The following is a 24,235-nucleotide window of genomic DNA, read 5'->3' as shown; positions in this document are numbered from 1 at the left end:
GATGCCCGCCGTTTCTTCCCGGGGCCGCGGCCGCCGGACGATCAACGAGATCAACATGGTCCCGTTCATCGACGTGATGCTGGTGCTGCTGATCATCTTCATGGTCACCGCCCCGCTCATCACGCCGAGCGTGATCAACCTGCCCACGGTGGACCGCGCCAACAAGCAGCCCGACAAGCCCATCGAGATCGTCATCAAGAGCGATGACGAAGTGCAGATCAAGAAAGACCCGTCCACCGGCACCGGCGGCACGTCGATCCCCATGACGCAGATCGGTGCCGCGGCCAAGCAGGCCCAGGGCGGCGACGACCAGCGCCCGGTGGTCATCAGCGCCGACAAGTCGGTGAAGTACGAGACCGTCGTGAAGGCGATGAACCAGCTCAAGCGCAGCGGCGTCGAGCGCGTGGGCCTGTCGGTCACGACCACGGGCGGCAAATAAGGCATGTCGCTCGCACTGGATCGCCCCGAGTTCGCGCCACCGCCCCAGCGCGGCACGCCGCGTGCCGTCGTGCTGGCCCTCATTGCGCACGGGTTGCTGATTGCCGCGCTCACCTGGGGCGTGCGCTGGAAAAGCGATCCCGACGAAGGCGCGGTCGACGCCGAGTTGTGGTCGTCCACGGTGCAGCAGGCGGCACCCCGCCTGCAGGCACCGCAGGCGCCCGCGCCGGTTCCCACGCCGCCGCCGCCACCACCTCCCCCGCCCGCACCGGCCCCGACGCCTGTGCCGCCCGCGCCGCCACCGCCACCCGTTGCCAAGGCGCCCGAGCCGGCCCCCGCGCCGAAGGCCCCCGACATTGCCCTGGAGCGCGAGAAGAAGCTCAAGGAGCAGAAGGAACAGAAAGAGCGCGAGCTCGAAAAGCAGCAGCAGCAGAAGAAGAAAGAGCTCGAAGCCAAGCAGCGCGCCGAGGACGAGGCCGAGAAAAAGCAGGAACAGCAGAAGAAGCTGGCCGACCAGAAGAAGCAGCAGCAGGAAGCCGAAGCCAAGAAGGCCGCCGACGCCAAGCAAGCCGAGGCGAAGAAAGCCGAGGCCGCCACGAAGCAGGCTGCCGCCGACCGTGCCGCCGCGCTCAAGCGCATGCAGGGCCTGGCCGGCGCCAGCGGCAGCGACGACGCCAAGGGCACGGCCATGCGCTCGTCGGGTCCGTCCAGCGGCTATGCCGGTCGCATTGCCGCGGCCGTGCGTCCGAACATCACCTTCCCCGATGCCGACACCGTGAACGGCAACCCGGCGGCGGAGTTCGAAGTGAGCCTGGCGCCCGACGGCACCATCGTCAACGTGAAGCTCAGCAAGTCCAGCGGCCTGCCGGGCTGGGACGACGCCGCCGAACGCGGCCTGCGCAAGACCGACAAGCTGCCGCGCGACACCGACGGGCGCATCTTCCCGTCGCTGATCGTCTCGCTGCGGCCCAAGCGCTGAGCCTCCAGCGCTGATTTGTGCACCGATTCCGGGTGGTTCCTCGCAACCGCCCGGAACTCGGCACCGGCCTTGCTGTCTACACGCGGACAACAACAGCCGGGCGTCATGCCCGCACAAGATGAATCCCAATGGCCGCATCCGCTATGGCAGCAGTCCGCTGCTCGCCAGCCCCACGCCCGTGTGGCGCAGCAAGTTCATCGTGGCCAGCATCGCCTTCGGCTTCGTGCTGCTGGCCAGCCGCGCCGCCTACGTCCAGATCTTCAACAACGACTTCTTCCAGCACCAGGGCGAGGTGCGCTACCAGCGCACGCTGGAGCTGCCCGCCAACCGCGGGCGCATCCTGGACCGCAACGGGCTGATCCTGGCGTCCGACATGCCCGCGCCCAGCATCTGGGCGATTCCCGAGGACATCGAACGCGACGACCCGGCCACGCAGCTGAAGCTCAGGCAGGCCGCGAAGCTGCTCGGCATGGCGCAGAAGGACTTCGACAAGAAGCTGGAAGACGAGGACAAGAGCTTCGTGTGGCTCAAGCGCCAGGTCGACGAGCCGGTGGCCAGGCAGGTGGCCGCGCTCAACATCAAGGGCATCTACTTGCGGCGCGACTACCGCCGCCAGTACCCCGAGGGCGAGGCCGCGGCCCATGTGGCCGGCTTCACCAACGTGGAAGACGTCGGCCAGGAAGGCATCGAGCTGGCGTTCAACCAGCAGCTGGCCGGCAAGTCGGGCTCGCGCCACGTCATCAAGGACCGGCTGGGCCACATCGTCGAGGACACCGAGGACCAGGTGCCGCCGACCGAGGGCCACGACGTGCAGCTGAGCATCGACGACCGCGTGCAGTTCGTGGCCTACGAGAAGATCCGCGACGCCGTCATCGCCAACAAGGCGCGCGCGGGCAGCGTGGTGGTGGTCGACGCGCACACGGGCGAGCTGCTGGCCATGGCCAACTACCCGAGCTACGACCCCAACAACCGCCACAACCTCACCGGCGAGCAGCTGCGCAACCGCGCCATGACCGACGTGTTCGAGCCCGGCTCGACCATGAAGCCGATCACCATCGCCACCGCGCTGCAACTGGGCCGCGTCACGCCCAACACCATCATCGACACCAACCCGGGGCGCATCACGGTGGCCGGCGCGACCATCCACGACGACGAGAACTTCGGCGTGCTGACGGTGCAGGGCGTGATCCAGAAGTCGAGCAACGTGGGCGCCACCAAGATCTCGCAGCGCATGTCGGCGCAGGAAATGTGGGACTCGTTCACCGCCGTCGGGCTGGGCCAGAAGCCGCAGACGCTCTTCCCCGGCGCGGTGACCGGGCGGCTGCGGCCGTGGAAGTCGTGGCGCCCGATCGAGCAGGCCACCATGTCGTACGGCTACGGCCTGTCGGCCTCGCTGTTCCAGATCGTGCATGCCTACACCGCCTTCGCGCACGACGGCGAGGTGATCCCGGTGAGCCTGCTGAAGAACACCGGCGAGGAGCCGGCCGGCGTGCAGGTGTTCTCGCCGCTGGTGGCCAGCGAGGTGCGCCAGATGATGCACCTGGCCGCCGCGCCCGGCGGCACCGCGCCACTCGCGCAGACGGTGGGCTATTCGGTCGGCGGCAAGACCGGCACGGCGCACAAGCAGGTCGGCAAGGGCTATGCGAGCAACAAGTACCGCGCCTGGTACACGGGCATGTCGCCCATCGACAAGCCGCGCGTCATCGTCGCGGTGATGGTGGACGAGCCCAGCGCGGGCAAGTACTTCGGCGGGCTGGTGGCCGCGCCGGTGTTCAGCCAGGTGGTGCAGCAGACGCTGCGCATCCTGAACGTGGTGCCCGACCTGGCTGTTGCGCCGATGGCTCACTGAGCACGGCTTTCACGGCAGCCACGGCTGCAGGCGTACGTCGAACGGATACGTGACGATAGAATGCGAACTATTCTCATCTTCTTGCCCTGCGCCTTCGCCCCGTGTCCGCCCTACCGCTGCCGTCCGAGCCGGCATCCATCGATGCGATCTACCGCGAACACCACGGCTGGCTGCTAGGGTGGTTCCGCCGCCGGCTGGGCGGCGCGTCGTGCGCCGCCGACCTGGCCCACGACACATTCGTGCGCCTGATGGTGTCGCGCGATGCGCAACGGCTCAACGAACCACGCGCCTTCCTGCGCACGCTGGCGCACGGCGTGGTCGTGAACCACTGGCGCCGCCAGGACATCGAGCGCGCCTGGCTCGACGCGTTGGCGGTGCTGCCCGAGCCGCTCGCGCCCTCCCCCGAAGAACGCCTGCTCGCGCTGCAGACGCTGTGCCGCATCGACGCCATGCTCGACCGGCTCAACCCCAAGGCGCGCACCGCGTTCCTGCTGTCGCAGCTCGACGGCCTCGCCTACGCCGAGATCGCGGCGCAGCTGAAGGTGTCCGAGCGCATGGTGAAGAAATACATGGCGCAGGCCATGCTGCAATGCCTGCTGCTGACGAGTTCCTGAGGAGCCTGCGCCCGATGCCTCCCGAAACCGCCACGGCGCCCGCCTTCGAAGACCTGCAGCAGGCCGCCGAATGGTTCGCCGTGCTGCAGGCCGGCGCCGTGAGCGACGCCGACCGTTCGCGCTGGCAGTCGTGGCTGGCCACGGGGCCGCAGCAGCGCGCCGCCTGGCAGCGCGTGGAAACCATCTCGGGCGAGTTCACGGGCCTGGCCGCCATGCCGGGCCTGCCCGGCCTGTCCGCGCGCCGTGTGCTCGAGCAACGCGGCGCCGCGTCGTCCAACCGCCGGCGCTCGGTGCTGCGCGCGCTGGCGCTGGTGCCGGTGGCCGGCCTCGCGGGCTGGATGGCCTCGCGGCAGGTGCCGTGGCGCGGCTGGGTCGCGGCGCACCGCACCGACACCGGCGAGCGGCGCGAGGTGGTGCTGGCCGACGGCAGCCGCCTGTGGCTCAACACGGCCACCGCTGTCGACGTCGAGTTCTCGGCCACGCTGCGCCGCATCGTGCTCTACAAGGGCGAGGTGCTCATCACCAGCGGCCACGACGAAGCCTCACCCGCCCGCCCGCTCGTGGTCGACGTGCCGCAGGGCCGCCTCACCGCACTGGGCACCCGCTTCGCCGTGCGCCACGAAGGCGACGGCGCCGTGCGCCTCGCGGTGTTCGAAGGCGCGGTGGCCTCGCAGCCCGGCGGCGGCGGCGACTCGCGCACGCTGGTGGCCGGGCAGCAAACCCGCCTCTTCGCCGACCGCGTCGAACCGCCCGAACCCGTGGCCGGGTACGGCGACGACTGGACGCGCGGCATGCTCGTGGCCGACGGCATGCGCCTGGGCGACTTCATCGCCGAGCTGGCCCGCTACCGCCCCGGCTACCTGGGCTGCGCGCCCGAGGTGGCCAGCCTGCGCATCGTGGGCGCCTACCCGCTGGCCGACACCGAGCGCGTTCTCTCGGCGCTGCAGGCCACGCTGCCGGTGCGCGTGCGCCGGCCGATGCCGTGGTGGACCGTGGTCGAAGCCGCGCAGGGCACGGCGAAACGCTGATTCGAAAAAATTTCCGGCGTGCAGGTTCCCTTTTGGCGGAGCCGGTTGGCATGACTAGTACCAACCCTCTTCTTTGCCCGAAAGCCGCCATGCCTGTGCTCCCGCCGAACCGCTCCGACCGCCGTCCCTCCCATCCGCGTCATTCGCGCCAGCTCGCGCGCGCCCTGCGCGGCGCCATGGCCGTGCTGCCCGTGGTGGCCGCGGTGCAGGCCCTGCCCGCGATGGCACAGACACAGCCCGCCGCCGCGCGCGACTACGCCATTCCCGCCGGCCCGCTGGGCACCGTGCTGAGCCAGTTCGCGAGCCAGGCCGGCATCCTGCTGTCGAGCGACGCCACCCTGACCACCGGCCTCGCCGGCTCCGGCGTGCGCGGCCGCTTCACGGTCGACGAGGGCTTTGCCGTCGCGCTGGCCGGCACCGGGCTGCAGGCCGTGCGCGGCGCCGGCAACGTGTACGCCCTGCAACGCAGCCAGACCTCCGACACCCTGTCCGAAGTGCGCGTCACGGGCCAGCGCACCGCCTCGCTGGCCCCGGTGACCGTCACCGCCAGCGCCGAGGAAGAAAGCGGCAAGGGCCCGGGCAAGGGCTTCGTCGCGCAGCGCAGCACCGGCGGCACCAAGACCGACACGCCGCTGCTGGAAACGCCGCAGTCCGTCTCGGTGGTCACGCGCGGCCAGATGGACTCGCAGGGCGCCACCACGCTGGTCGAGAGCCTGCGCTACACGCCCGGCATCGTCGCGCAGTACGGCAACACCGACCTGCGGCTGGACTGGCTCACGCTGCGCGGCTTCACGCCGCCGGCGCGCTACCTCGACAACCTGCGCCTGCCCTTCGGCGCGCGCGGCTACTCGCAGCCGCGCGTCGAGCCCTGGGGCCTGGAGCGCGTCGAGGTGGTCAAGGGGCCGTCGTCGGTGCTGTACGGCCAGTCGACGCCCGGCGGGCTGGTGAACATGGTGAGCAAGCGCCCCACGCTGGAGACCGTGCGCCAGGTCGAGGTGCAACTCGGCAGCCACAACCGCCGGCAGACGGCCTTCGACTTCGGCGGCGCGATCGACGACGACGGCGTGTGGAGCTACCGCCTGGTCGGCCTGCACCGCGAGGCCGACACCTCATACGACTACGTGTCCGAGAAGAAGAGCTACTTCGCCCCCTCGCTCACCTTTCGCCCCTCCGACGCCACCCGCATCACGCTGCTGGCCCACTGGCAGACGCTCGACTCGCCCGGCGGCGGCGGCGCGCCCGCGCTGCCCTCGGCCGGCACGCTGGACACCAGCCGCTATGCCGCGCTGCCCACGCGCGCCTTCGTCGGCGAGCCCGGCTACGACCGCTTCAACAACCGCCAGCATTTCGTCGGCTACGAGGCCGAGCACAAGCTCGACGACACCTTCACGCTGCGCCAGAACCTGCGCTACGGCAAGGTCGACGCGTACACGCAGCGCGTGCAGGCCGTCTGCCTGGCGGCCTGCAACCCGTCGTCGCTGCTGCGCTATGCGTGGGCCTTCCCCGAAACGGCCAGGCTGCTGACGGTCGACACGCAGGTGCAGGCCGACTTCCACACCGGCCCGGTGCGCCACACCACGCTGGTGGGCGTCGACTACTCCGACGAGAAGTCGTCGTTCGACGAGACCAACCTGCGCATCATCACGACGCCGTTCAACGCCTACCTGCCGGTGTACGGCCGTGACAGCGGCCAGGTGCCGTCGGTCGCCACGCACATCGACCAGCAGCGCCGCCAGACCGGCTTCTACCTGCAGGACCAGATGCACTGGAACCGCTGGAGCCTGGTGCTCGCCGGCCGCCAGGACCGCGCCATCACCGACACGCGCACGCTCACCATGGCGCCGCTGCGCCTTGCCACGGCCGACCAGCGCGACGGCAAGTTCACCGGCCGCGCGGCGCTGATGTACAGCTTCGACAACGGCGTGGTGCCGTACGTGAGCTACTCGACCTCGTTCCAGCCCGCGGCCGGCACCGACCGCCAGGGCAACGTGTTCCAGCCGACCACCGGCAAGCAGACCGAAGTGGGCGTGAAGTACCAGCCCGTGGGCACCAAGGCGCTGATCACCGCGGCCGCCTACGAGCTGACGCAGCAGAACGTGCTCACGCCCGACCCGCTGAGCCGCGCGTTCAGCGAGCAAACGGGTGAGGTGCGCGTGCGCGGCCTCGAACTCGAGGCGCGCGGCGAGGTGCTCAGGGGCCTGGACGCCATCGCCTCCTACGCCTACACCGACAGCCGCGTGACGCGCGCCAACCCCAACGCCTCGGGCGTGAGCATCCAGGGCAACCGCTTCGCCTACGTGCCGCAGCGCCAGGCCGCCTTCTGGCTGGAGTACGCGTTCCAGAACGAGGCGCTGGCCGGCCTCACCGTGGGCGGCGGCGTGCGCCACACCAGCGCCACCTACGGCGACAACGCGAACCTGTTCCGCATTCCGGGCGTGACGCTGTTCGACGCCGCCGTGCGCTGGGACCTGGGCCGCCAGTCGCCCGCGCTGAAGGGCGTGCGGGTCGCGCTCAACGTGGCCAACGTGGCCGACAAGACCTACGTGGCCACCTGCCTGTCGTCCACCGGCTGCTACTACGGCGAACGCCGCAGCGTGTACTTCACCGCCGGCTACAGCTGGTAGGCAAGAGGCGCGGGAAAAGGGCCGGCCGCGAGGCCGGGCCCCTCGTTTAGGATCGTCGGCAACTCTGTTACCGGCGCCCCTGACATGGTCGACACCTCTCCTGCCGTTCGCCTCGAAGACCTCGCTCCGCTGCCTTACCAGCAGGCCCTGGCCGCGCACCTGCAGGCGCACGAAGCCGACGCCTGGCGCTGGGCCGCGTCCGCCGAGGCGCGCGAAGAACACGCAACCGCCGTGCGCACCGAGCTGCTGCGCAGCTCGTACCGGCTCGACGCCGGCGCGCACCCCGAGCTGCACGCCAACGCCAGCCTCGCGGCGCAGCGCCTGGGCGTGACGGCACCCCTCACGCTCTACCAGGCGCCGGCGGGCAGCGGCAGCGCGATGAACGCGGCCATCTACGTCGTGCCGGGCGAGGCGCACATCGTGCTGTCGGGCCCGTTGCTCGAACGGCTGCAAGGGCCCGAGCTGCAGGCCGTGATCGGCCATGAACTCGCGCACTACCTGCTGTGGGAACGCGACGGCGGCAAGCACCACGTGGTCGACCGGCTGCTGCACGCCACCTCGGGCGACCCGCGCGCCGACGCGAGCCACCTGCAGGCCGCGCGGCGCCATGCGCTCTACACCGAGGCCTTTGCCGACCGCGGCGGCTGCGTGGCCTGCGGCGGCGCGCTCGAGCCCGCGGTGAGCGCGCTCATCAAGATCGAGACCGGCCTCGCGCAGGTCAACGTGGCGAGCTACCTGGCGCAGGCCGAGGAGATCTGCGCGGACCCGGCCATGCAGACACGCGGCGTCAGCCACCCCGAGGTGTTCGTGCGCGCCCGCGCGCTGCGCCTGTGGACCGAGCGCCAGCCCGACGCCGACGAATGGCTCGCCGCCGCGCTCGAAGGCCCGCTCGACCTCGCCACGCTCGACATGCTCGGCCAGCAGCGCGTGAGCGCGCTCACGCGCGGCGCCATCGCGCAGCTGCTGCAGCGGCCCTTCCTGCAATCGGAGCCGCTGCTGGCGCATGCGCGCCGCTTCTTCCCCGACTTCGTGCCGCCGACGTCCGCCATGCCGCCGCCCGAGGCGGTGCCCGCCGGCCTGCACGGCTACCTGGCCAGCGTGCTGGTCGACTTCGTCGCCGCCGACCCGGAGCTCGACGACGTCACCCTCGCGGCCGCGCTGGGCCTGGCCGACGCGCTGGGCTGCGCCGAGCCGTTCGAACAGCGCGTGGTGAAAGACCTGCGCTTTCCCAAGCGCAGCCTCACGCGCGTGAAGCGCGAAGCCGAAGCCCTGCTCGACAAGGCCGCCACCCAACGCCCACAGGCCGCCGCCGCATGAATTCACCGAACGCCACCGCACCGATCACCGCACCACTCGCTGCACCACTCACCGCACCGCTGCTCCAGCTGCTCGACACCGCCGAAGCCCACGGCGGCCTGCAGACCGACGACGTGCTCCACCTCGTGCTGCCGCTGCTGCGCGAAGTCTCGGCGCTGCACGAGCAAGGCAAGGTCGCCGCGCTCGGCAGCGCCTTCGCCTATCGCACGACCGACGCGCCCGGCGTACCGGCGCTCACGCTCGCGCAGCCGGAAGGCGCCGAGCCGCGCCGCAACCTCGAGGCCATCGCGCCGCTGGAGCAGCCCGCCGCCTCGGTGCTGCGCGTGGTGGGCGAACAGCGCGTCACGGTCGATGCCGATGCCGGCGTCTCGCTCGAGAACCTCGAGGTGATGGCCGATGCCGCGCCCGACGCCGTGCCCGCGCGTCCGGTCTACCTGCCCGGCTACACCGCGTGGGAGCTGCGCTTCGCCCACCACGACGCGCTGAGCGACATCCTGTGCCTGGGCCAGGTGCTGGCCAGCCTGTCGTGCGGGCTGGACTTCAGCGTCGGCGAGGAACTGACCCGCTTCGCCGCCCACCGCGGCAACCTGTTCGAGCTGAACCGCCGGCTGCACCCGGTGGTGGCCGCCGTGATCTTCGAGATGACCGCGCTGAACCGGCACGAACGCGCGCGCGACCTGCCTTCGGTCATCCGCCGCCTGGAGACCTACCGCGACCAGCCGCTGGACCTGGGCCTGGAGCGCATCGCGCCGGCCCGGGACGGCGCGGGCCAGCGCCGCCAAGCGATCCAGCTGCACCTGCGCGACCGCCTGTTCGACCTGTCGCGGCGCAACCGCCTGCTGTACTTCAAGCCGACGCAGGCGCATGTGAACCTCACCATCGCCAGCGTGCCGCTGGTGGTCGACATGAACAGCATCCGCGTCGACCAGCTCTGCGTGTGGGACGGCCGCTTCGCCACCGACATCGCCAGCTGCGACCCGGTGCCGTTGGCGCGCTGGCTGCGCTTCGAAGACCAGCCCTACCTGCCGGGCGCGCTCGACCGCATCCTGCAGGAGGCGCGGCGCGACCGCTCCGAGTACGGCTTTTCGCAGCTGTCGCTGGTCATCGCCTTCCTGCGCTGGCACAACCTGAAGGAAGGCGATGCCGAGCGGGCCGAGCGCATCGCCTCGCCGCTGCTGATGCTGCCGGTGGAGCTCACGCGCAAGAAGGGCGTGCGCGACCAGTACCTGCTCGAAGCCAGCGCCAGCGAGGCGCAGGTGAACCCCACGCTGCGCCACCACCTGCGCCAGCTCTACGGCATCGTGCTGCCCGAGACGGTGGACCTGCGCGAGACGACCCTCGAGCAGTTCCATGCGCAGCTGTCGACCCAGATCGCGCAGAGCGAACCCGGCGTGCAGCTGCGGCTGGTGCGCCAGCCCGAGATCGCGGTGATCCACCAGCGCGCGCGCCAGCGGCTCGAGCAGTTCAAGCGCCGCACCCGCGTGCGCACGCCCTCGGCGCTGCCGGTGGCCTCGCAGGACTTCAGCTACGCGCAGGACGACTTCCGCCCGCTCGGGCTGCAGCTCTTTCATTCGCGCGTGCGACCGGTGCCGCTGCCCCTGCGCGACGCCGTCGGCGCCCGCCCCGTGCCGCGCGCACCGCAGATGGCCGCCAATGCCGCCGCCGAAACCGAGCGCAAGACGCTCGAGCTGCGCGAGAGCAGCGGCAACCCGTACCAGTGGGACATCGACCTCACGGCCGTGACGCTGGGCAACTTCAATCACCGCAAGATGTCGCTGGTGCGCGACTACTCGGGCCTGGCCGAATCGGACCTGGCCAGTGAAGCCTTCGACCGCGTGTTCTCGCTGCAGCCGCGCCAGGTCGATGCCGAGACGCCGCCCGTGCTTCCGCTCGCGCAGCAATGGCCCGTGGTGCAGGCCGACGCCACGCAGACCGCCGCGGTGGCGCTCGCGCGCACCGGCACCAGCTACATCATCCAGGGGCCGCCGGGCACGGGCAAGTCGCAGACCATCACCAACCTGATTGCCGACTACGTGGGCCGCGGCCAGCGCGTGCTGTTCGTCTGCGAGAAGCGCGCCGCCATCGACGTGGTGTTCCACCGCCTGCGCCAGCAGGGGCTGGACGAGCTCTGCTGCATGATCCACGACTCGCAGGGCGACAAGAAGGCCTTCGTGCAGAACCTGCGCAAGACCTACGAACAATGGCTCGAAGCGCCCGAGGCGCTGTCGCAGGAATCCACCGAACGCACCCGGGTGCTCGACGCCATGGACCTCGACCTGCGCGCGCTCGAACGCTTCGACGCCGCCATGCGCGACGTGCCCGAGCACATCGCGGTGACGCTGCGCGAACTGGTGTCGCGGCTCATCGCGCTCAAGACGCACGACCCCGCGCTCACGCCATTGCAGGCCGAAGCGCTGCCCGCCTTCGCGGCATGGCGCAGGCATGCGGAACTGGTGTCGCGCCTGCACCTGGCGGTGACCGAAAGCCTGGGCGCGCCCAGCCTGGCGCAGCATGTGTTCGCGCAGCTCGCGCCGTCGCTGCTGAGGCAGGAGAAACCGCTGGCATGGCTGGTCGAACTCAGCGAGCGCGCCGCCGAGCTGAGCGGGGCCTGCCGCGATGCGCTCACCGACGCATGGCCAGCGCTGGCCGACAGCAAGGCGCTGTGGCGCGACGCGCTGGCCGTGGTGGCCGACGCGCGCCGCGTCGCCGCGCTGGCCGCGCGCGGGCAACTGGCGTTGCTCGACGCCGCGCACCCCAGCAGCCTCGCACTCGGCTCGACATTGGCCGAGCGCCGCACGCTGCAGCAGGCGCTGGACGACGCGACACAACGCACCAGCCACTGGCGCGACAAACTCGCGCCCGGCGACACTGAAGCCGGCCTCGCGCAAGCGCGCGCCCAGCAGGGCTCGCTGCTGCGCTGGCTGCAGCCGTCGTGGTGGCGGCTGTCGGGCGAGCTCAAGCGCCGCTACAACTTTGCCGGGCACGCCGTGCGGCCGCAGCCGAGCCAGATCCTCGAAGAACTGCTGGCCGAACACGCCGCGCGCACCGCGCTGCAGAAGCAGGCGAAGCAGATGGAGACCGACTACGGCTGCACCGACGCCGAAGCCTTCGCGCAACAGCTGCAGAGCATGCGCGGCCTTGAAGACAGCACCAGCCTGCGCGCCGAGTTCCAGGCCCATCTGCGCGCCGATGCCCTCAGCGGTGCCGCGCGCAGCGTCGAGAAGCTCGCCGCCGCCGGCACACGCACCGACACGCTGGATGCGCTGTGGCGCGAACTGGTCGTCGACGCGTCCACCCAGCCGCTGGGCGCGCTGGAGCCACTGGCCCGCACGCTGCGCGAGCAGGCCGACGCGTTGCCCTCCGTGCTCCAGCCGCTGCAGGAGCTGGCCGATGCCGACCCGGCCGTGGCCGCCGCGCTGCGCACCTTGCGGCTGCCGCCCGACGCCATCGAGTTCGCCATTGCGCGCGAAGGCCTGGAGCGCGTGTACCGCGCCGAGCGCTGGCTGCCGCGCTTCGACAGCGCCACGCTCGCGCGCCATGCGCAGCGCCTGGGCGACGCCGAACGGCAGCTGCTCGAACGCAATGCGCGCACACTGGCCGCCGCGGTGCGCCAGCGTTTTCGCGACCACGTGCAAAAGAGCGCCCTGCCCGCGAGCCAACTCGACGCCGACGGCAAGCTCTTCAAGAAGAGCTACAACGCCGGCCGCCGCGAGCTGGAGCACGAGTTCGGCAAGACCATGCGCTACAAGGCGATCCGCGAGCTGGCCAGCGGCGACACCGGCCGCGTGGTGCGCGACATGAAGCCCATCTGGCTCATGAGCCCGCTGTCGGTGTCCGACACGCTGCCGCTGGCGGCCGACCTGTTCGACGTGGTGATCTTCGACGAGGCCAGCCAGATTCCGGTGGAAGAAGCGGTGCCCGCGCTGTACCGCGCGCCGCAGATCATCGTGGTGGGCGACGAGATGCAGCTGCCGCCGACCAGCTTCTTCTCGTCGAGCCGCGACCCCGAGGACGACACCGTGTCGGTCGCGGACGAAGACGATGGCGGTGATGGCGAAGGCGACCGCATCGCCGTGGTGCTCGACGCCGACAGCCTGCTCAACCAGGGCGCGCGCAACCTGCCGGCCACCTTGCTGGCCTGGCACTACCGCAGCCGCTACGAGTCGCTCATCGGCTTCTCGAACGCAGCCTTCTATGCGGGCAACCTGTACACCATTCCGGACCGCAGCCTGCCCGCGCCCGAGCGCGGCGAGATCCTCGTGCAGTCGCGCAGCCCGTCCGAGGAATCGGTGAAGGCGCACGTCGACGCGCTGCTCTCGCGCGCCATCAGCTTCCACCGCGTGAGCGACGCGGTGTACGAGAACCGCATCAACGACGGCGAGGCGCGCCACATCGCGCAGCTGGTGCGCGAGCTGCTGCGCCGCGAGACCGGGCGCAGCCTGGGCATCGTGGCGTTCTCGGAAGCGCAGCAAGGCGAGATCGAGGACGAGCTCAATGCGCTGGGCGCGGTCGATACCGACTTCGCGGCGCGGCTCGAGGCCGAGTACGTGCGGGAAGAAGACGACCAGTTCTGCGGCCTGTTCATCAAGAACCTGGAGAACGTGCAGGGCGACGAGCGCGACATCATCCTGTTGAGCATCTGCTACGGCCCCAACCCCGAGGGCCGCATGCTGATGAACTTCGGCCCCATCAACCAGCGCGGCGGCGAGAAGCGGCTCAACGTGATCTTCAGCCGCGCGCGGCACCACATGGCGGTGATCTCGACCATTCGCCACGAGGCCATCACCAACGACCACAACGAAGGCGCGGCGGCGCTGAAGAACTTCCTGCGCTATGCGGAGTGCCAGTCGCGCGGCGACGCGGAAACGGCGCGGCGCGTGCTCGAAGGCATGAACCCGCTCACGCGCGGTGCCGGCAACGAGGCGCGGCATGCGCGCGCGGACGATGTCACGGCGCAGATCGCCGAGGCGCTGCGCGCGCGCGGCCACACGGTGGACGAGCAGGTGGGCCAGTCGCGCTTTCGCTGCGACCTGGCCGTGCGCACCACCGGCAGCGCGAACTACACGCTGGGCATCCTGGTGGACACCGCCACGCACTACGAGAACCGCAACGTGCTGGAGCGCTATGTCTCACGCCCGCGCATCCTCGGCGCGTTCGGATGGCAGGTGCAGCAGGTGCTGGCCAAAGACTGGCTGCATGCACCCGAGGCCGTGCTCGAGCAGATCGAGCAGGCCCTGGCAAAGGCCGGAAGCGTCAGCGCAGCACGCTGAGGCGCTTCACGCGGCGCAAGAAGCGCCGGGCGCCGATCAGTCGTAGACGATCAGCGCCTTGCCCGCTTCCGCCTGCGCGGTCCAGCTGGCGAGCGCCGCGTCGGTCGGGAAGAACTTGGCGCGCTCGCCCAGTTGCAGCTCGACCTGCGCGCCCGCGCGCGCCATCGACAGGCGCACGGGCAGCCCCTGGATGAGGTCGCCCACCTCGGTCTGCTCGGTGCGCGGCGGAAAGTCTCTCAGGAGCCGCGCGATGTCGGGCGCCTTGCCGTTCACCGCCACGCGCAGGAACTTGCCGAAGCGGCAGCGCGCCGTGGCCAGGTCCCACACCTGCTGCACCTGGAAGCGCGCCTCGAAGCCGCCGCGCGCGGGCTGCAGCCGGCCGCTGACGATGACGAGTTCGTCGTCCTTCAGCGTGTTGCGGTTGGCGTTGATGAGCGCCTCGTCGGCCGTCGCGTCGATCGATTCCGACTTGTCGTCGAGCTTGAAGATCGCCAGCCGGCCGCGCTGGCCGTTGATCACGCGGAAGTCGCTCACGATGCCGGCAATCACCTGCTGGTCGCGGCTGTCGAGCAGGTCGCCGATCTCGCGCTTGCAGAAGCGGCGCACCTCGTGCGACACCTCGTCGAACAGGTGGCCCGACAGGTAGAAGCCGACCGCCGTTTTCTCCAGCGTCAGGCGCTCCTTCACGCCCCAGGGCGTGGCATCGACCATGTCGGGCTCGGCGGTGGCCGAGCCGTGCTCGGCGTCGCCGAAAATGTCGACCTGCGACGCATTGGCCGCCGTGGCGCTGGCGAATTCGAAGGCGCGGTCGACCGAGGCGATCAGCGAGGCGCGGTTCTGCTGGATCGCGTCGAACGCGCCGGCCTTGATCAGCGCCTCGACCGTGCGCTTGTTGAGGCGCTGGCGGTCGATGCGCACGCAGAAGTCGAACAGGCTCTTGAACGGGCCGCCCTCTTCGCGCGCGCGCACCACGGCCTCGACCGCGAGCTGGCCCGTGCCCTTCACGGCGCCCAGGCCGTAGCGGATCACCTTGTCGGTGACCGGCTCGAAGCGGTAGTTGCCGCGGTTCACGTCCGGCGGCTCGAAGGTGATGCCGAAGTTCTTCTGGGCGTCCTCGAACAACAGCTTGAGCTTGTCCGTGTCGTCCATTTCCACGGTCATGTTGGCGCAGAAGAACTCGGCCGTGTAGTGGACCTTGAGCCAGCCCGTGTGGTACGCCAGCAGCGAGTAGGCGGCCGCGTGCGACTTGTTGAAGCCGTAGCCCGCGAACTTCTCCATCAAGTCGAAGATTTCGTCGGCCTTGTCCTGGGGAATGCCGTGCGTGGCGAGCGCGCCCGCGCGGAATTTCTCGCGGTGCTCGGCCATCTCCTCGAGCTTCTTCTTGCCCATGGCGCGGCGCAGCAAGTCGGCGCCGCCCAGCGAGTAGCCGCCCAGGATCTGCGCGGTCTGCATCACCTGTTCCTGGTAGACCATGATCCCGTAGGTTTCCGACAGCATCTCGGCCACGGCCGGGTGCGGATACTCCACGTCTTCGCGGCCGTGCTTGCGCGCCACGAAGCTGGGAATCAGGTCCATCGGGCCCGGGCGGTACAGCGCGTTCAGCGCAATCAGGTCTTCCAGGCGCGTGGGGCGCGCGTCCTTCAGCATGCCCTGCATGCCGCGCGATTCGAACTGGAACACGGCCTCGGTCTTGCCGTCGGAGAACAGCCGGTAGGTGGCGGCGTCCTTCAGCGGAATGTTCTCGAACGCGAAGTTCTCCTGGCCCTTGTGGCGCTTCATGATGAACTCGCGCGCAATCTCCAGGATGGTGAGCGTGGCGAGACCCAAGAAGTCGAACTTCACGAGGCCGATGGCCTCCACGTCGTCCTTGTCGTACTGGCTCACGGCCGACTCGCTGCCGGGCTGCTGGTAGAGCGGGCAGAAGTCGGTGAGCTTGCCCGGCGCAATGAGCACGCCGCCGGCGTGCATGCCGATGTTGCGGGTCATGCCTTCGAGCTTCTGCGCGAGCTCGACCAGCATGCGCACTTCTTCTTCCTTCTCGATGCGCTCCGCGAGCTGCGGCTCCATCTCGATGGCGTAGTTGTTCTTGTCGCCCTCGATCTTCTTCTCGGGCGGGTACTGCAGCGTGACCGACATGCCGGGCTTGTTCGGGATCAGCTTGCTGATGCCGTCGCAGAACATGTAGCTCATGTCCAGCACGCGCCCCACGTCGCGGATGGCCGCGCGCGCGGCCATGGTGCCGAAGGTGGCGATCTGGCTCACGGCATTGCGGCCGTACTTGTCCTTCACGTAGTCGATCACGCGGTCGCGGTTGCCCTGGCAGAAGTCGATGTCGAAGTCGGGCATCGAGACGCGTTCGGGGTTCAGGAAACGTTCGAACAGCAGCTTGTATTCGAGCGGGTCGAGGTCGGTGATCTTCAGCGCGTAGGCCACCAGGGAGCCAGCACCCGAGCCCCGGCCCGGGCCCACCGGGCAGCCGTTTTCCTTGGCCCACTTGATGAAGTCGCCCACGATCAGGAAGTAGCCGGGGAAGCCCATGTTCAGGATCGTGTTGATCTCGAACTCCAGGCGTTCCACGTAGCGCGCCCGCTCGGCGTCGCGCTTGGCTTCGTCGGGGAACAGGTGCTTCAGGCGCACCTCCAGGCCCTCGAAGGATTCCTGGCGGAAGAAGTCGTCGATCGGCATGCGCACGCCGTCGGCGACGAAGGGCGTGGGGAAGTCGGGCAGCTGCGGCTTGCCCAGCACCAGCGTGAGGTTGCAGCGCTTGGCGATTTCCACCGTGTTGGCCAGCGCGCTCGGCACGTCGGCGAACAGCGCCTGCATCTCGGCGGTCGACTTGAAATACTGCTCGTCGGTGAACTTGCGCACGCGGCGCGGGTTGCCCAGGATCTCGCCTTCGGAAATGCACACGCGCGCCTCGTGCGCCTCGTAGTCTTCGCGGGCCGCGAACTGAACCGGGTGCGTGGCGACCACCGGCAGCTTCAGGCGCGCCGCGAGCTTCACGGCGGCGATCACGTGCGGCTCGTCTTCCGGGCGGCCGGCGCGCTGCAGCTCGATGTAGAAGCGGTGCGTGAAGATGCCGGCCAGCCTCAGCGCCAGCTCGGCGGCGCGCTCGCCCTGCCCCTGCAGCAGCGGTTGGCCCAGCGGCCCGGCCTGCGCGCCCGACAGGGCGATCAGCCCGCCCGAGAGTTCCTCGATCCATTCGAGCTTGCAGGCCGCCTGCGACTGGCCGCGGCCCACGTTCTGCGTCCAGGCGCGCGCCAGCAGCTCGGACAGGTTCAGGTAGCCCTCCGTGCTCTGCACCAGCAGCACGATGCGGGTGAGCGCGCCGGGCTCCTTGCCCAGGCCGTCGACGAACACTTCGGCGCCGATGACGGGCTTCACGCCCTTGCCGCGCCCCTGCTTGTAGAACTTGACGGCCCCGAACAGGTTGTTCAGGTCGGTGATGGCCAGCGCGGGCTGGTTGTCGGCGGCCGCGGCCTTGACGACTTCATCGATGCGGTTGGTGCCGTCGACGACGGAAAATTCGGTGTGCAGGCGCAGGTGGACAAACATCCGGCCATTGTAGAAAGCGGCACTCCACGATGTGGGTTGACGATCCCTACAATCGCCCCCCGTGCAAGAGATTTTGAATATCGCGGCCTACAAGTTCGTGGCCATCGACGACAGCCCCGAGCTGCGCGAAGACCTGCGCGCCCGCGCGCAGGACCTGGACCTCATGGGCACCATCCTGCTGGCGCCCGAGGGTATCAACCTGTTCCTGGCCGGCCCGGCCGACGGCATACGTGCTTTTCTGGCCCATTTGCGTGCCGATGCGCGCTTTGCCGACCTGGAAGCCAAGGAAAGCTGGTCCGCGGCGCAGCCGTTCCGGCGCATGCTGGTCAAGCTCAAGCGCGAGATCATCCGCATGGACCACCCCGCCATCCAGCCCTCCGCGGGCCGGGCGCCGGGCGTGGACGCGCCCACGCTCAAGCGCTGGCTCGACCAGGGCCACGACGACGAAGGCCGCGAAATCGCCCTGCTCGACACGCGCAACGGCTTCGAGGTCGACGAAGGCAGCTTCGACGGCGCGATCGACTGGCGCATCACCAAATTCACCGAGTTCCCGCCCGCGCTCAAGGAGCACCGCGCCGATTTCGCGGGCAAGACGGTGGTGAGCTTCTGCACCGGCGGCATCCGCTGCGAGAAGGCGGCCATCCTGATGCGCGAGGAAGGCATCGAGCATGTGCTGCAGCTCGAGGGCGGCATCCTCAAGTACTTCGAGGAGGTCGGCGGCGCGCACTACCACGGCGACTGCTTCGTGTTCGACGGCCGGCGCGCCCTGGCCCCCGACCTGAGCGCCCGCGCGGCCGATGCCAGCGCGCGCGCATCGGAAGACGTCGACCTGAACCTCGGCCTGAAAAAGTAGCCGCCCCCTCAACGAACTGACCGGCCACGCCCCATGCGCATCCTCCTGGTGGAAGACGAACTGGACATGGCCTCGTGGCTGATCCGGGCGTTGACCCAGAGCGGCTTCGTGGCCGACCACGCACCCGACGCGCGCACGGCCGAGGCCTTCATGGCCGGCACCGAGTACGACGCCGTGGTGCTCGACCTGCGCCTGCCCGACAAGCACGGCCTGAGCGTGCTGGCCGACATGCGCAACGCCGACGACCGCACGCCGGTGCTGATCCTCACGGCGCAGGGCGCGCTGCAGGACCGCGTGCGCGGCCTGAACCTGGGCGCCGACGACTTCCTGACCAAGCCCTTCGAGCTGGTCGAGCTCGAGGCGCGCCTGGCCGCGCTGGTGCGCCGCAGCCGCGGCAAGCAGCACCCGCGCCTGCAGTGCGCCTCGCTCTCCTACGACAGCGAAAGCCATGCCTTCACGCTGCGCGGCACGCTGCTGTCGCTCACGCCGCGCGAGCAGGCCGCGCTCACCGCCTTGCTGATGCGCAGCGGCTCGCCGGTGGGCAAGTCGCAGCTGTTCGCCAAGGTGTTCACCAACGACAGCACCGCGGGGCCCGACGCCATCGAGGTGGTGCTGCACCGGCTGCGGCGCAAGCTGGCGGACAGCGACGTGCGCATCGTCACCGTGCGCGGCCTGGGCTACATGCTCGAAAGCATTGCCGATGGATCCTCAGGCCCCGCCGCCGGCTCCGACAGCGCCCTCGCCGACTGAGGCGCACGAGGCGCCGCAGCGCTTCGGCATCCGCGCGCGCCTGCTCGCGCTGCTGCTGCCCGGCATCGTCGCGCTGCTGGCCCTGGACAGCTGGAACGACTACCAGGCGCTGACCGATTCGCTCGTGGTCGCCTACGACCAGAGCCTGCTGGAGCCCGTGCAGGCGCTGGCCAACGGCATCGTGGTGGCCAGCGACGGCAGCGTGCGCGTGCAGGAGCCCTTCTCGATCCAGGCGATGTTCGAGTCGACGCACCTGCGCTACAAGTACCTGCACGTCGGCGTGCAGCGCATTCCCAAGGGCGAGACGCTCGACGTGCACTCGCCCGAGACCACGCTCATGGGCGTGCCCGGGCTGCCGCGCCCGGCGCAGCGCCCGCCCGACGGCACGCCGGTGTTCTACGACGCGGTGCACGAGCAGCACCCCGTGCGCGTGGCCGCGCTGCGCCAGACCGTGTACGACACGGTGCACCCCGGCGTGGCCTACAGCGTGCTCGTCCAGGCGGCCGAGGGCACCGGCCCGCGCACCGAGGCGCAGGCCGAGTCGCTGCGCCAGGAGCTGTTGCGCGACACGCGCATGGTGCTGGTGATGGCGCTGCTGGTGTGGCTGGGCGTGGCCTGGACGCTGCGCCCGCTGGAGCGCCTGCGCCGTTCGCTGCGCGAGCGTTCGCCCGACGACCTGAAGCCGCTCGACGCGAGCGGCGTGCCGCAGGAAGTGGCGCCGCTGGTCGACGCGGTGAACCACCACATCGCGAGCCACCGGCGCATGCTGGCCGAGCACTCGCAGTTCCTGGCCGACGCCTCGCACCAGCTGCGCACGCCGCTGAGCATCCTGTCGATCCAGGCCGGCTACGCGGTGCGCGAGACCGACCCTGCGCGCATGCGCGAGTCGCTGCACGCCATCGTGGCGCAGCTGTCGCGCACGCGGCGGCTCAGCGAACAGCTGCTGGCGCTGGCCCATGCCACCACCGAAGACGAGGTCGCGCCGGCCGAGCATGCCGTGGTCGACCTGAACGCCATCGCGCGCGGCGTGGTGCTGCAGTACCTGCCGCTGGCGCGCGAGCACGACCAGGACCTGGGCTGGGTCGACGCCGGCGACGAGGACGACCCGCCGGTGGTGCCCGTGAAGGCCAACGCCGCCGAGCTGCACGAGGTGCTCGCCAACCTCGTGCACAACGCCATCAAGTACACGCCGCGCGGCGGCAACATCACGGTGGCGGTGCGGCGCGACGCGTCGCATGCGCTGGCCGAGGTGTGCGACAACGGCCCCGGCATTGCGCCCGAGCGGCGCGAGAGCGTGTTCGAGCGCTTCCACCGCGACCCCGCATCGGCTGCTGGCTCGGCGCAGGCCGCGACACAGGGCGCCGGCCTCGGCCTGACCATCGCGCGCAGCTATGCGCGGCGCAACGGCGGCGACATCGAGCTCGGCCATGCCGACATGCCGGAGCGCGCAAACGGCGGTGGCCTGCGCGCCATCCTCAGGCTGCCGTTGAGCGCGGCCTGACGCGCGCGCGGCGCCAGCGCGAAGGGCCTGCCGAGGCCCGTTTTTCCAAGGGTTTCACCGGATACGACGGTACGTGATTACACGTATTTTGAGGTCCGGCGAGCCCTTTGCGACTACTCCGAAAGGCGATTGAAAGCCTCGATTCCTAGACTGCGCTCCTTCCCAACGAAGGAGACTTATGCAGCACCCGCACGGTGAAAATCCGGCCTCGCACGCGCTTCGGCCCGTATCGAAATTCAAGAAAGACTACTACGGCGGCGCACTGCTGATCGTCATCGGCCTGGCCGCCGTCTATGCCGGCATCGGCTACCGCGTGGGCGAACTCGCGCACATGGGGCCGGGCTTCTTCCCGGTCGCGCTCGGCGCGTTGCTGGCACTCACCGGGTTGCTCATTGCAGTCTCGGCGCGCGGCGACAAGGTTGCCGAAGGCGCGAGCGAAGAAGCCGCGTCGCACGGCCATCCGGGCGGCATGCCGGACATCCGCGGCGGCATCTGCATCATCCTGGGCATCCTCGCGTTCCTGCTGTTCGGCGAGTACGGCGGCCTGCTGCCGGCGACTTTCGCGATCGTGTTCATCTCGGCGCTCGGCGACCGCGACAACACGCTGACCGAAGCGCTGCTGCTGTCGCTGGCGATGTGCTTCATCGCCGTGGTCATTTTCTGGTGGGCGCTCAAGCTGCAGCTCCCCCTGTTCCAGTGGGGAGGCTGAAATCATGATTGGTCAATCGCTACACGACCTGTGGTTCGGCTTCGGCGTGGCCTTCCAGGGCTCGAACCTGATGTGGTCCTTCTTTGGCGTGCTGGTGGGCAACCTGATCGGCGTGCTGCCGGGCATGGGCGCGCTGCAGGCCATCTCGATCCTGCTGCCGCTCACCTACGTGATGCACCCGGTGCCCGCCATCCTGATGCTGGCCGGCATCTTCTACGGCTCGCAGTACGGCGGTGCCATCGGCGCCATCCTGATGAACATGCCGTCGCACCCGCCGCATGCGGTGACCTGTCTGGACGGGTACCCGATGACCAAGCAGGGCAAGGGGGGCGTGGCGCTCGGGATCACGATGATCGCCTCGTTCTTCGCGGCCTCGGTCGGCATCATCGTGATGATCTTCGCTTCGCCGTTGCTGGTGCAGATCGCGTTCAAGTTCGGCCCGACCGAGATCTTCTCGATCATGCTGCTGGGCCTGCTGGCCGGTTCCACCATGTCGCGCGGCTCGCCGCTCAAGGGCGTGGCCATGACCCTCTTCGGCCTGCTGTGCGGCGTGGTCGGCACCGACGTGAACAGCGGCAGCTTCCGCTTCGCGTTCGGCCTGCCTGAACTCAGCGACGGCCTGGAGCTGGTGGCCATCTCGATGGGCCTGTTCGGCGTGGCCGACTTCCTGCTCAACGTGAACCGCATGAAGAGCATCGGCGACACCGGCACGCTCAAGCTGAGCGACATGCGCCCGAGCAAGGAAGAGCTCAAGCGCGCCTTCCCCGCGATGATCCGCGGCACCATCGTCGGCACGGTGTTCGGCGCCATGCCCGGCACGGGCCCGACCATCACCACCTTCATTGCCTACGCACTGGAGCGCAAGGTGTCGAAGACGCCGAACAAGTTCGGCACCGGCATGATCGAAGGCGTGGCGGGCCCCGAGGCCTCGGCCCACTCGAAGACGCAGGTCGACTTCATCCCGACGATGAGCCTGGGCATTCCCGGCGACGCGGTGATGGCGCTGATCCTGGGTGCGCTGCTGATCCAGGGCATCCAGCCCGGCCCGCAGCTCATCACCGAGCATCCGGACATCTTCTGGGGCCTGATCGCCTCGTTCTGGATCGGCAACGTGATCCTGGTGGTGCTGAACGTGCCGCTGATCGGCGTGTGGGTGAAGCTGTTGAAGGTGCCCTACAAGTACCTGTTCCCGGCCGCGATGTTCTTCATTGCGACCGGCGTGTACAGCACGCAGAACAGCCTGTTCCAGATCTGGGAAGTGCTGGTGTTCGGCATCGTCGGCGCCCTGCTGATGTCGCTCGAATTCTCGGTGGCACCCATTCTGCTGGGCTTCGTGCTCGGGCCGATGGTGGAAGAGAACTTCCGCCGCGCCCTGCTGCTCTCGCGTGGCGACATGACGGTGTTCGTGACGCGCCCGATCAGCGGCACCTTCATCGGCCTGTGCGTGCTGCTGCTGGCCGGCGTGGGCTTCTCGGCCTGGCGCGCCCGTGGCGGTCGCAATGCGGTCGTCGAGCTGCCGAAGGCGCCGGCGGGTGCAGGCCCATCCGAGACCGTGGCCATGGGCAACGAGTAAGACGCAATTTCGCTGGCGCCGCGAGCGCCATGCGGACAACAAAAAGGGCCCGATGCATCGGGCCCTTTTTTTCTTCCTGCGCGCAGGCCTACCTGAGCTTCTGCGCGAACGCCAGCATGCGCTCGCCGTCGGCGTCGGTGAACACCTCCGCCGGCGTCAGGCCCACGTAGCGCCGGCCTTCAGCAGCTGCGCGAGCCGGTCCTTCAGGTGGAAGTCGTACCAGGCCTGCGGCACCCGGCTCAGACGGGTGTGGTGCCCGTGTCGGGCTCGCGCACGCCGAAGGGCTTGCCCGGCAGCGGAATGAACTCGGTCTCGCCGGGCACGTGGCCCATGCGCTGGGCGGCCCAGTCGGCGCCGGCCTCGAGGATGCGCTCGCGCCGGCTGGAGACGAAATTCCAGGTGATGTAGCGCGGGCCGTCCAGCGGCTCGCCGCCGATCACCATCAGGCGCGCGTCGCTGCTGGCGGTGAGCACGGCGCCCTGCCCGTCGGGCAGCACGGCCATGGTGTGCACCGCCACCGGCTCGCCGTTCACGGCGATGTCGGCATCGACCGCGTAGACGGCCATCTCCGGCGCCAGCGCGGGCAAGGTGAAGCGCGCGCCCGCGGGCAAGGCGATGTCGAGGTACAGAGTCTGCGAGAGCGTCTTCACCGGCGAACGCGCGCCGAAGGCCTCGCCCACCAGCACGCGCACGGCCACGCCCTGCTCCGCCAGTTCGGGAATAGCCCCGGCCGGCGTGTGCTCGAAGCTGGGTTCGGTTTCTTCATGCGCCTGCGGCAGCGCGGCCCACAGTTGCAGGCCGTGGTTCTCGTAGGTGTCGGCCTTCAGGCGCTCGGGCTTGCGCTCGGAGTGCACGATGCCGCGCCCGGCGGTCATCCAGTTGATGGCGCCGGGCTGGATTTCCTGCACGCTGCCGATGCTGTCGCGATGCATCATCGCGCCCTTGAACAGGTAGGTGACGGTCGAGAGCCCGATGTGCGGGTGCGGCCGCACATCGTGCTCGCTACCGGGCTGTTCGGTGGCCGGGCCGAAATGGTCGAAGAACACGAACGGGCCGACCGAGCGGCGCTGCGCCGCCGGCAGCAGGCGCCGCACCTTGAAGCCACCGCCCAGGTCCTTGTCGTGCGGTTGGAGCAGTTGGGGTTCGGGGGTGGTGTCGGTCATTGTGTTCTCCGT

General features: G+C 69.7%; 15 protein-coding genes. 13 read left to right on the top strand and 2 right to left on the bottom strand.

Annotated features, from left to right (window positions below; translation table 11 throughout):
• Position 1 precedes the first annotated feature (1 nt).
• The 8 genes from BM013_RS21810 to BM013_RS21775 all read left to right on the top strand — a co-directional run bounded on the left by BM013_RS21810 (position 2) and on the right by BM013_RS21775 (position 14,119).
• A complete protein-coding gene (locus BM013_RS21810; RefSeq protein ID WP_093129739.1) occupies positions 2 to 439 on the top strand; it encodes an ExbD/TolR family protein in 438 nt (145 codons plus the stop codon).
• Between the two features lie 3 nt (positions 440 to 442).
• Positions 443 to 1,417 carry a cell envelope integrity protein TolA gene (tolA, locus tag BM013_RS21805; RefSeq protein ID WP_093129738.1) on the top strand — a complete coding sequence of 325 codons (975 nt, stop codon included), beginning with the start codon at positions 443 to 445 and terminating at the stop codon, positions 1,415 to 1,417.
• A 118-nt stretch (positions 1,418 to 1,535) separates the two neighbouring features.
• Entirely contained in the window at positions 1,536 to 3,266 is a 1,731-nt protein-coding gene (locus BM013_RS21800; RefSeq protein WP_093129737.1) for a peptidoglycan D,D-transpeptidase FtsI family protein, read from the top strand.
• A 101-nt stretch (positions 3,267 to 3,367) separates the two neighbouring features.
• Positions 3,368 to 3,880, top strand: a complete 513-nt coding sequence (locus BM013_RS21795) for a sigma-70 family RNA polymerase sigma factor (protein ID WP_177206544.1) — start codon at positions 3,368 to 3,370, stop codon at positions 3,878 to 3,880.
• A 14-nt stretch (positions 3,881 to 3,894) separates the two neighbouring features.
• On the top strand, positions 3,895 to 4,908 hold the full coding sequence (locus BM013_RS21790) for a FecR domain-containing protein (protein ID WP_256221599.1): 1,014 nt from the start codon (positions 3,895 to 3,897) through the stop codon (positions 4,906 to 4,908).
• 89 nt (positions 4,909 to 4,997) lie between these two features.
• Positions 4,998 to 7,532, top strand: coding sequence for a TonB-dependent siderophore receptor (locus tag BM013_RS21785; RefSeq protein ID WP_218153678.1), 2,535 nt, complete (start codon positions 4,998 to 5,000; stop codon positions 7,530 to 7,532).
• 84 nt (positions 7,533 to 7,616) lie between these two features.
• Complete coding sequence (locus BM013_RS21780; protein ID WP_093129735.1) at positions 7,617 to 8,849, top strand: SprT-like domain-containing protein; 1,233 nt, start codon at positions 7,617 to 7,619, stop codon at positions 8,847 to 8,849.
• A complete protein-coding gene (locus tag BM013_RS21775) occupies positions 8,846 to 14,119 on the top strand; it encodes an AAA domain-containing protein (protein ID WP_093129734.1) in 5,274 nt (1,757 codons plus the stop codon). The genes BM013_RS21780 and BM013_RS21775 overlap by 4 nt, the downstream gene beginning before the upstream one ends.
• A 36-nt stretch (positions 14,120 to 14,155) precedes the next feature.
• Here BM013_RS21775 and dnaE read toward each other — a convergent pair whose 3' ends face one another.
• Positions 14,156 to 17,674 (bottom strand): DNA polymerase III subunit alpha, encoded by a 3,519-nt coding sequence (gene dnaE / locus BM013_RS21770; RefSeq protein ID WP_093129733.1) that lies wholly within the window; start codon positions 17,672 to 17,674, stop codon positions 14,156 to 14,158.
• 61 nt (positions 17,675 to 17,735) lie between these two features.
• Here dnaE and BM013_RS21765 point away from each other — a divergent pair, with 61 nt between their 5' ends.
• The 5 genes from BM013_RS21765 (at position 17,736) to BM013_RS21745 (ending at position 23,060) form a co-directional block, all read left to right on the top strand.
• Positions 17,736 to 18,527, top strand: coding sequence for a sulfurtransferase (locus tag BM013_RS21765; RefSeq protein ID WP_093129732.1), 792 nt, complete (start codon positions 17,736 to 17,738; stop codon positions 18,525 to 18,527).
• Positions 18,528 to 18,560: 33 nt separating this feature from the next.
• Positions 18,561 to 19,277 carry a response regulator gene (locus BM013_RS21760; protein WP_093129731.1) on the top strand — a complete coding sequence of 239 codons (717 nt, stop codon included), beginning with the start codon at positions 18,561 to 18,563 and terminating at the stop codon, positions 19,275 to 19,277.
• Complete coding sequence (locus tag BM013_RS21755) at positions 19,228 to 20,778, top strand: sensor histidine kinase (RefSeq protein WP_093129730.1); 1,551 nt, start codon at positions 19,228 to 19,230, stop codon at positions 20,776 to 20,778. Before BM013_RS21760 ends, BM013_RS21755 begins: the two co-directional genes overlap by 50 nt.
• Before the next feature lie 178 nt (positions 20,779 to 20,956).
• Positions 20,957 to 21,487, top strand: a complete 531-nt coding sequence (locus tag BM013_RS21750; RefSeq protein ID WP_177206543.1) for a tripartite tricarboxylate transporter TctB family protein — start codon at positions 20,957 to 20,959, stop codon at positions 21,485 to 21,487.
• 4 nt (positions 21,488 to 21,491) lie between these two features.
• A complete protein-coding gene (locus tag BM013_RS21745) occupies positions 21,492 to 23,060 on the top strand; it encodes a tripartite tricarboxylate transporter permease (RefSeq protein WP_093129729.1) in 1,569 nt (522 codons plus the stop codon).
• A gap of 239 nt (positions 23,061 to 23,299) precedes the next feature.
• Here the strand turns inward: BM013_RS21745 and BM013_RS21740 are convergent, their stop codons facing one another.
• Entirely contained in the window at positions 23,300 to 24,223 is a 924-nt protein-coding gene (locus BM013_RS21740; RefSeq protein ID WP_093129728.1) for a pirin family protein, read from the bottom strand.
• Positions 24,224 to 24,235: the final 12 nt, after the last annotated feature.

This window comes from Variovorax sp. OK605, assembly GCF_900115445.1.
GTDB lineage: Bacteria > Pseudomonadota > Gammaproteobacteria > Burkholderiales > Burkholderiaceae_C > Variovorax.
This window is presented reverse-complemented; position numbering and strand designations above follow the sequence as displayed.

What these genes read in the sequence shown, in the direction of transcription:
- BM013_RS21810 (WP_093129739.1), top strand. Translation starts at nt 2, where the DNA reads ATGCCCGCCGTTTCTTCCCGGGGCCGCGGCCGCCGGACGATCAACGAG.
- tolA (WP_093129738.1), top strand. Translation starts at nt 443, where the DNA reads ATGTCGCTCGCACTGGATCGCCCCGAGTTCGCGCCACCGCCCCAGCGC.
- BM013_RS21800 (WP_093129737.1), top strand. Translation starts at nt 1,536, where the DNA reads ATGAATCCCAATGGCCGCATCCGCTATGGCAGCAGTCCGCTGCTCGCC.
- BM013_RS21790 (WP_256221599.1), top strand. Translation starts at nt 3,895, where the DNA reads ATGCCTCCCGAAACCGCCACGGCGCCCGCCTTCGAAGACCTGCAGCAG.
- BM013_RS21785 (WP_218153678.1), top strand. Translation starts at nt 4,998, where the DNA reads ATGCCTGTGCTCCCGCCGAACCGCTCCGACCGCCGTCCCTCCCATCCG.
- BM013_RS21780 (WP_093129735.1), top strand. Translation starts at nt 7,617, where the DNA reads ATGGTCGACACCTCTCCTGCCGTTCGCCTCGAAGACCTCGCTCCGCTG.
- BM013_RS21775 (WP_093129734.1), top strand. Translation starts at nt 8,846, where the DNA reads ATGAATTCACCGAACGCCACCGCACCGATCACCGCACCACTCGCTGCA.
- dnaE (WP_093129733.1), bottom strand. Translation starts at nt 17,674, where the DNA reads ATGTTTGTCCACCTGCGCCTGCACACCGAATTTTCCGTCGTCGACGGC.
- BM013_RS21760 (WP_093129731.1), top strand. Translation starts at nt 18,561, where the DNA reads ATGCGCATCCTCCTGGTGGAAGACGAACTGGACATGGCCTCGTGGCTG.
- BM013_RS21755 (WP_093129730.1), top strand. Translation starts at nt 19,228, where the DNA reads ATGGATCCTCAGGCCCCGCCGCCGGCTCCGACAGCGCCCTCGCCGACT.
- BM013_RS21750 (WP_177206543.1), top strand. Translation starts at nt 20,957, where the DNA reads ATGCAGCACCCGCACGGTGAAAATCCGGCCTCGCACGCGCTTCGGCCC.
- BM013_RS21745 (WP_093129729.1), top strand. Translation starts at nt 21,492, where the DNA reads ATGATTGGTCAATCGCTACACGACCTGTGGTTCGGCTTCGGCGTGGCC.
- BM013_RS21740 (WP_093129728.1), bottom strand. Translation starts at nt 24,223, where the DNA reads ATGACCGACACCACCCCCGAACCCCAACTGCTCCAACCGCACGACAAG.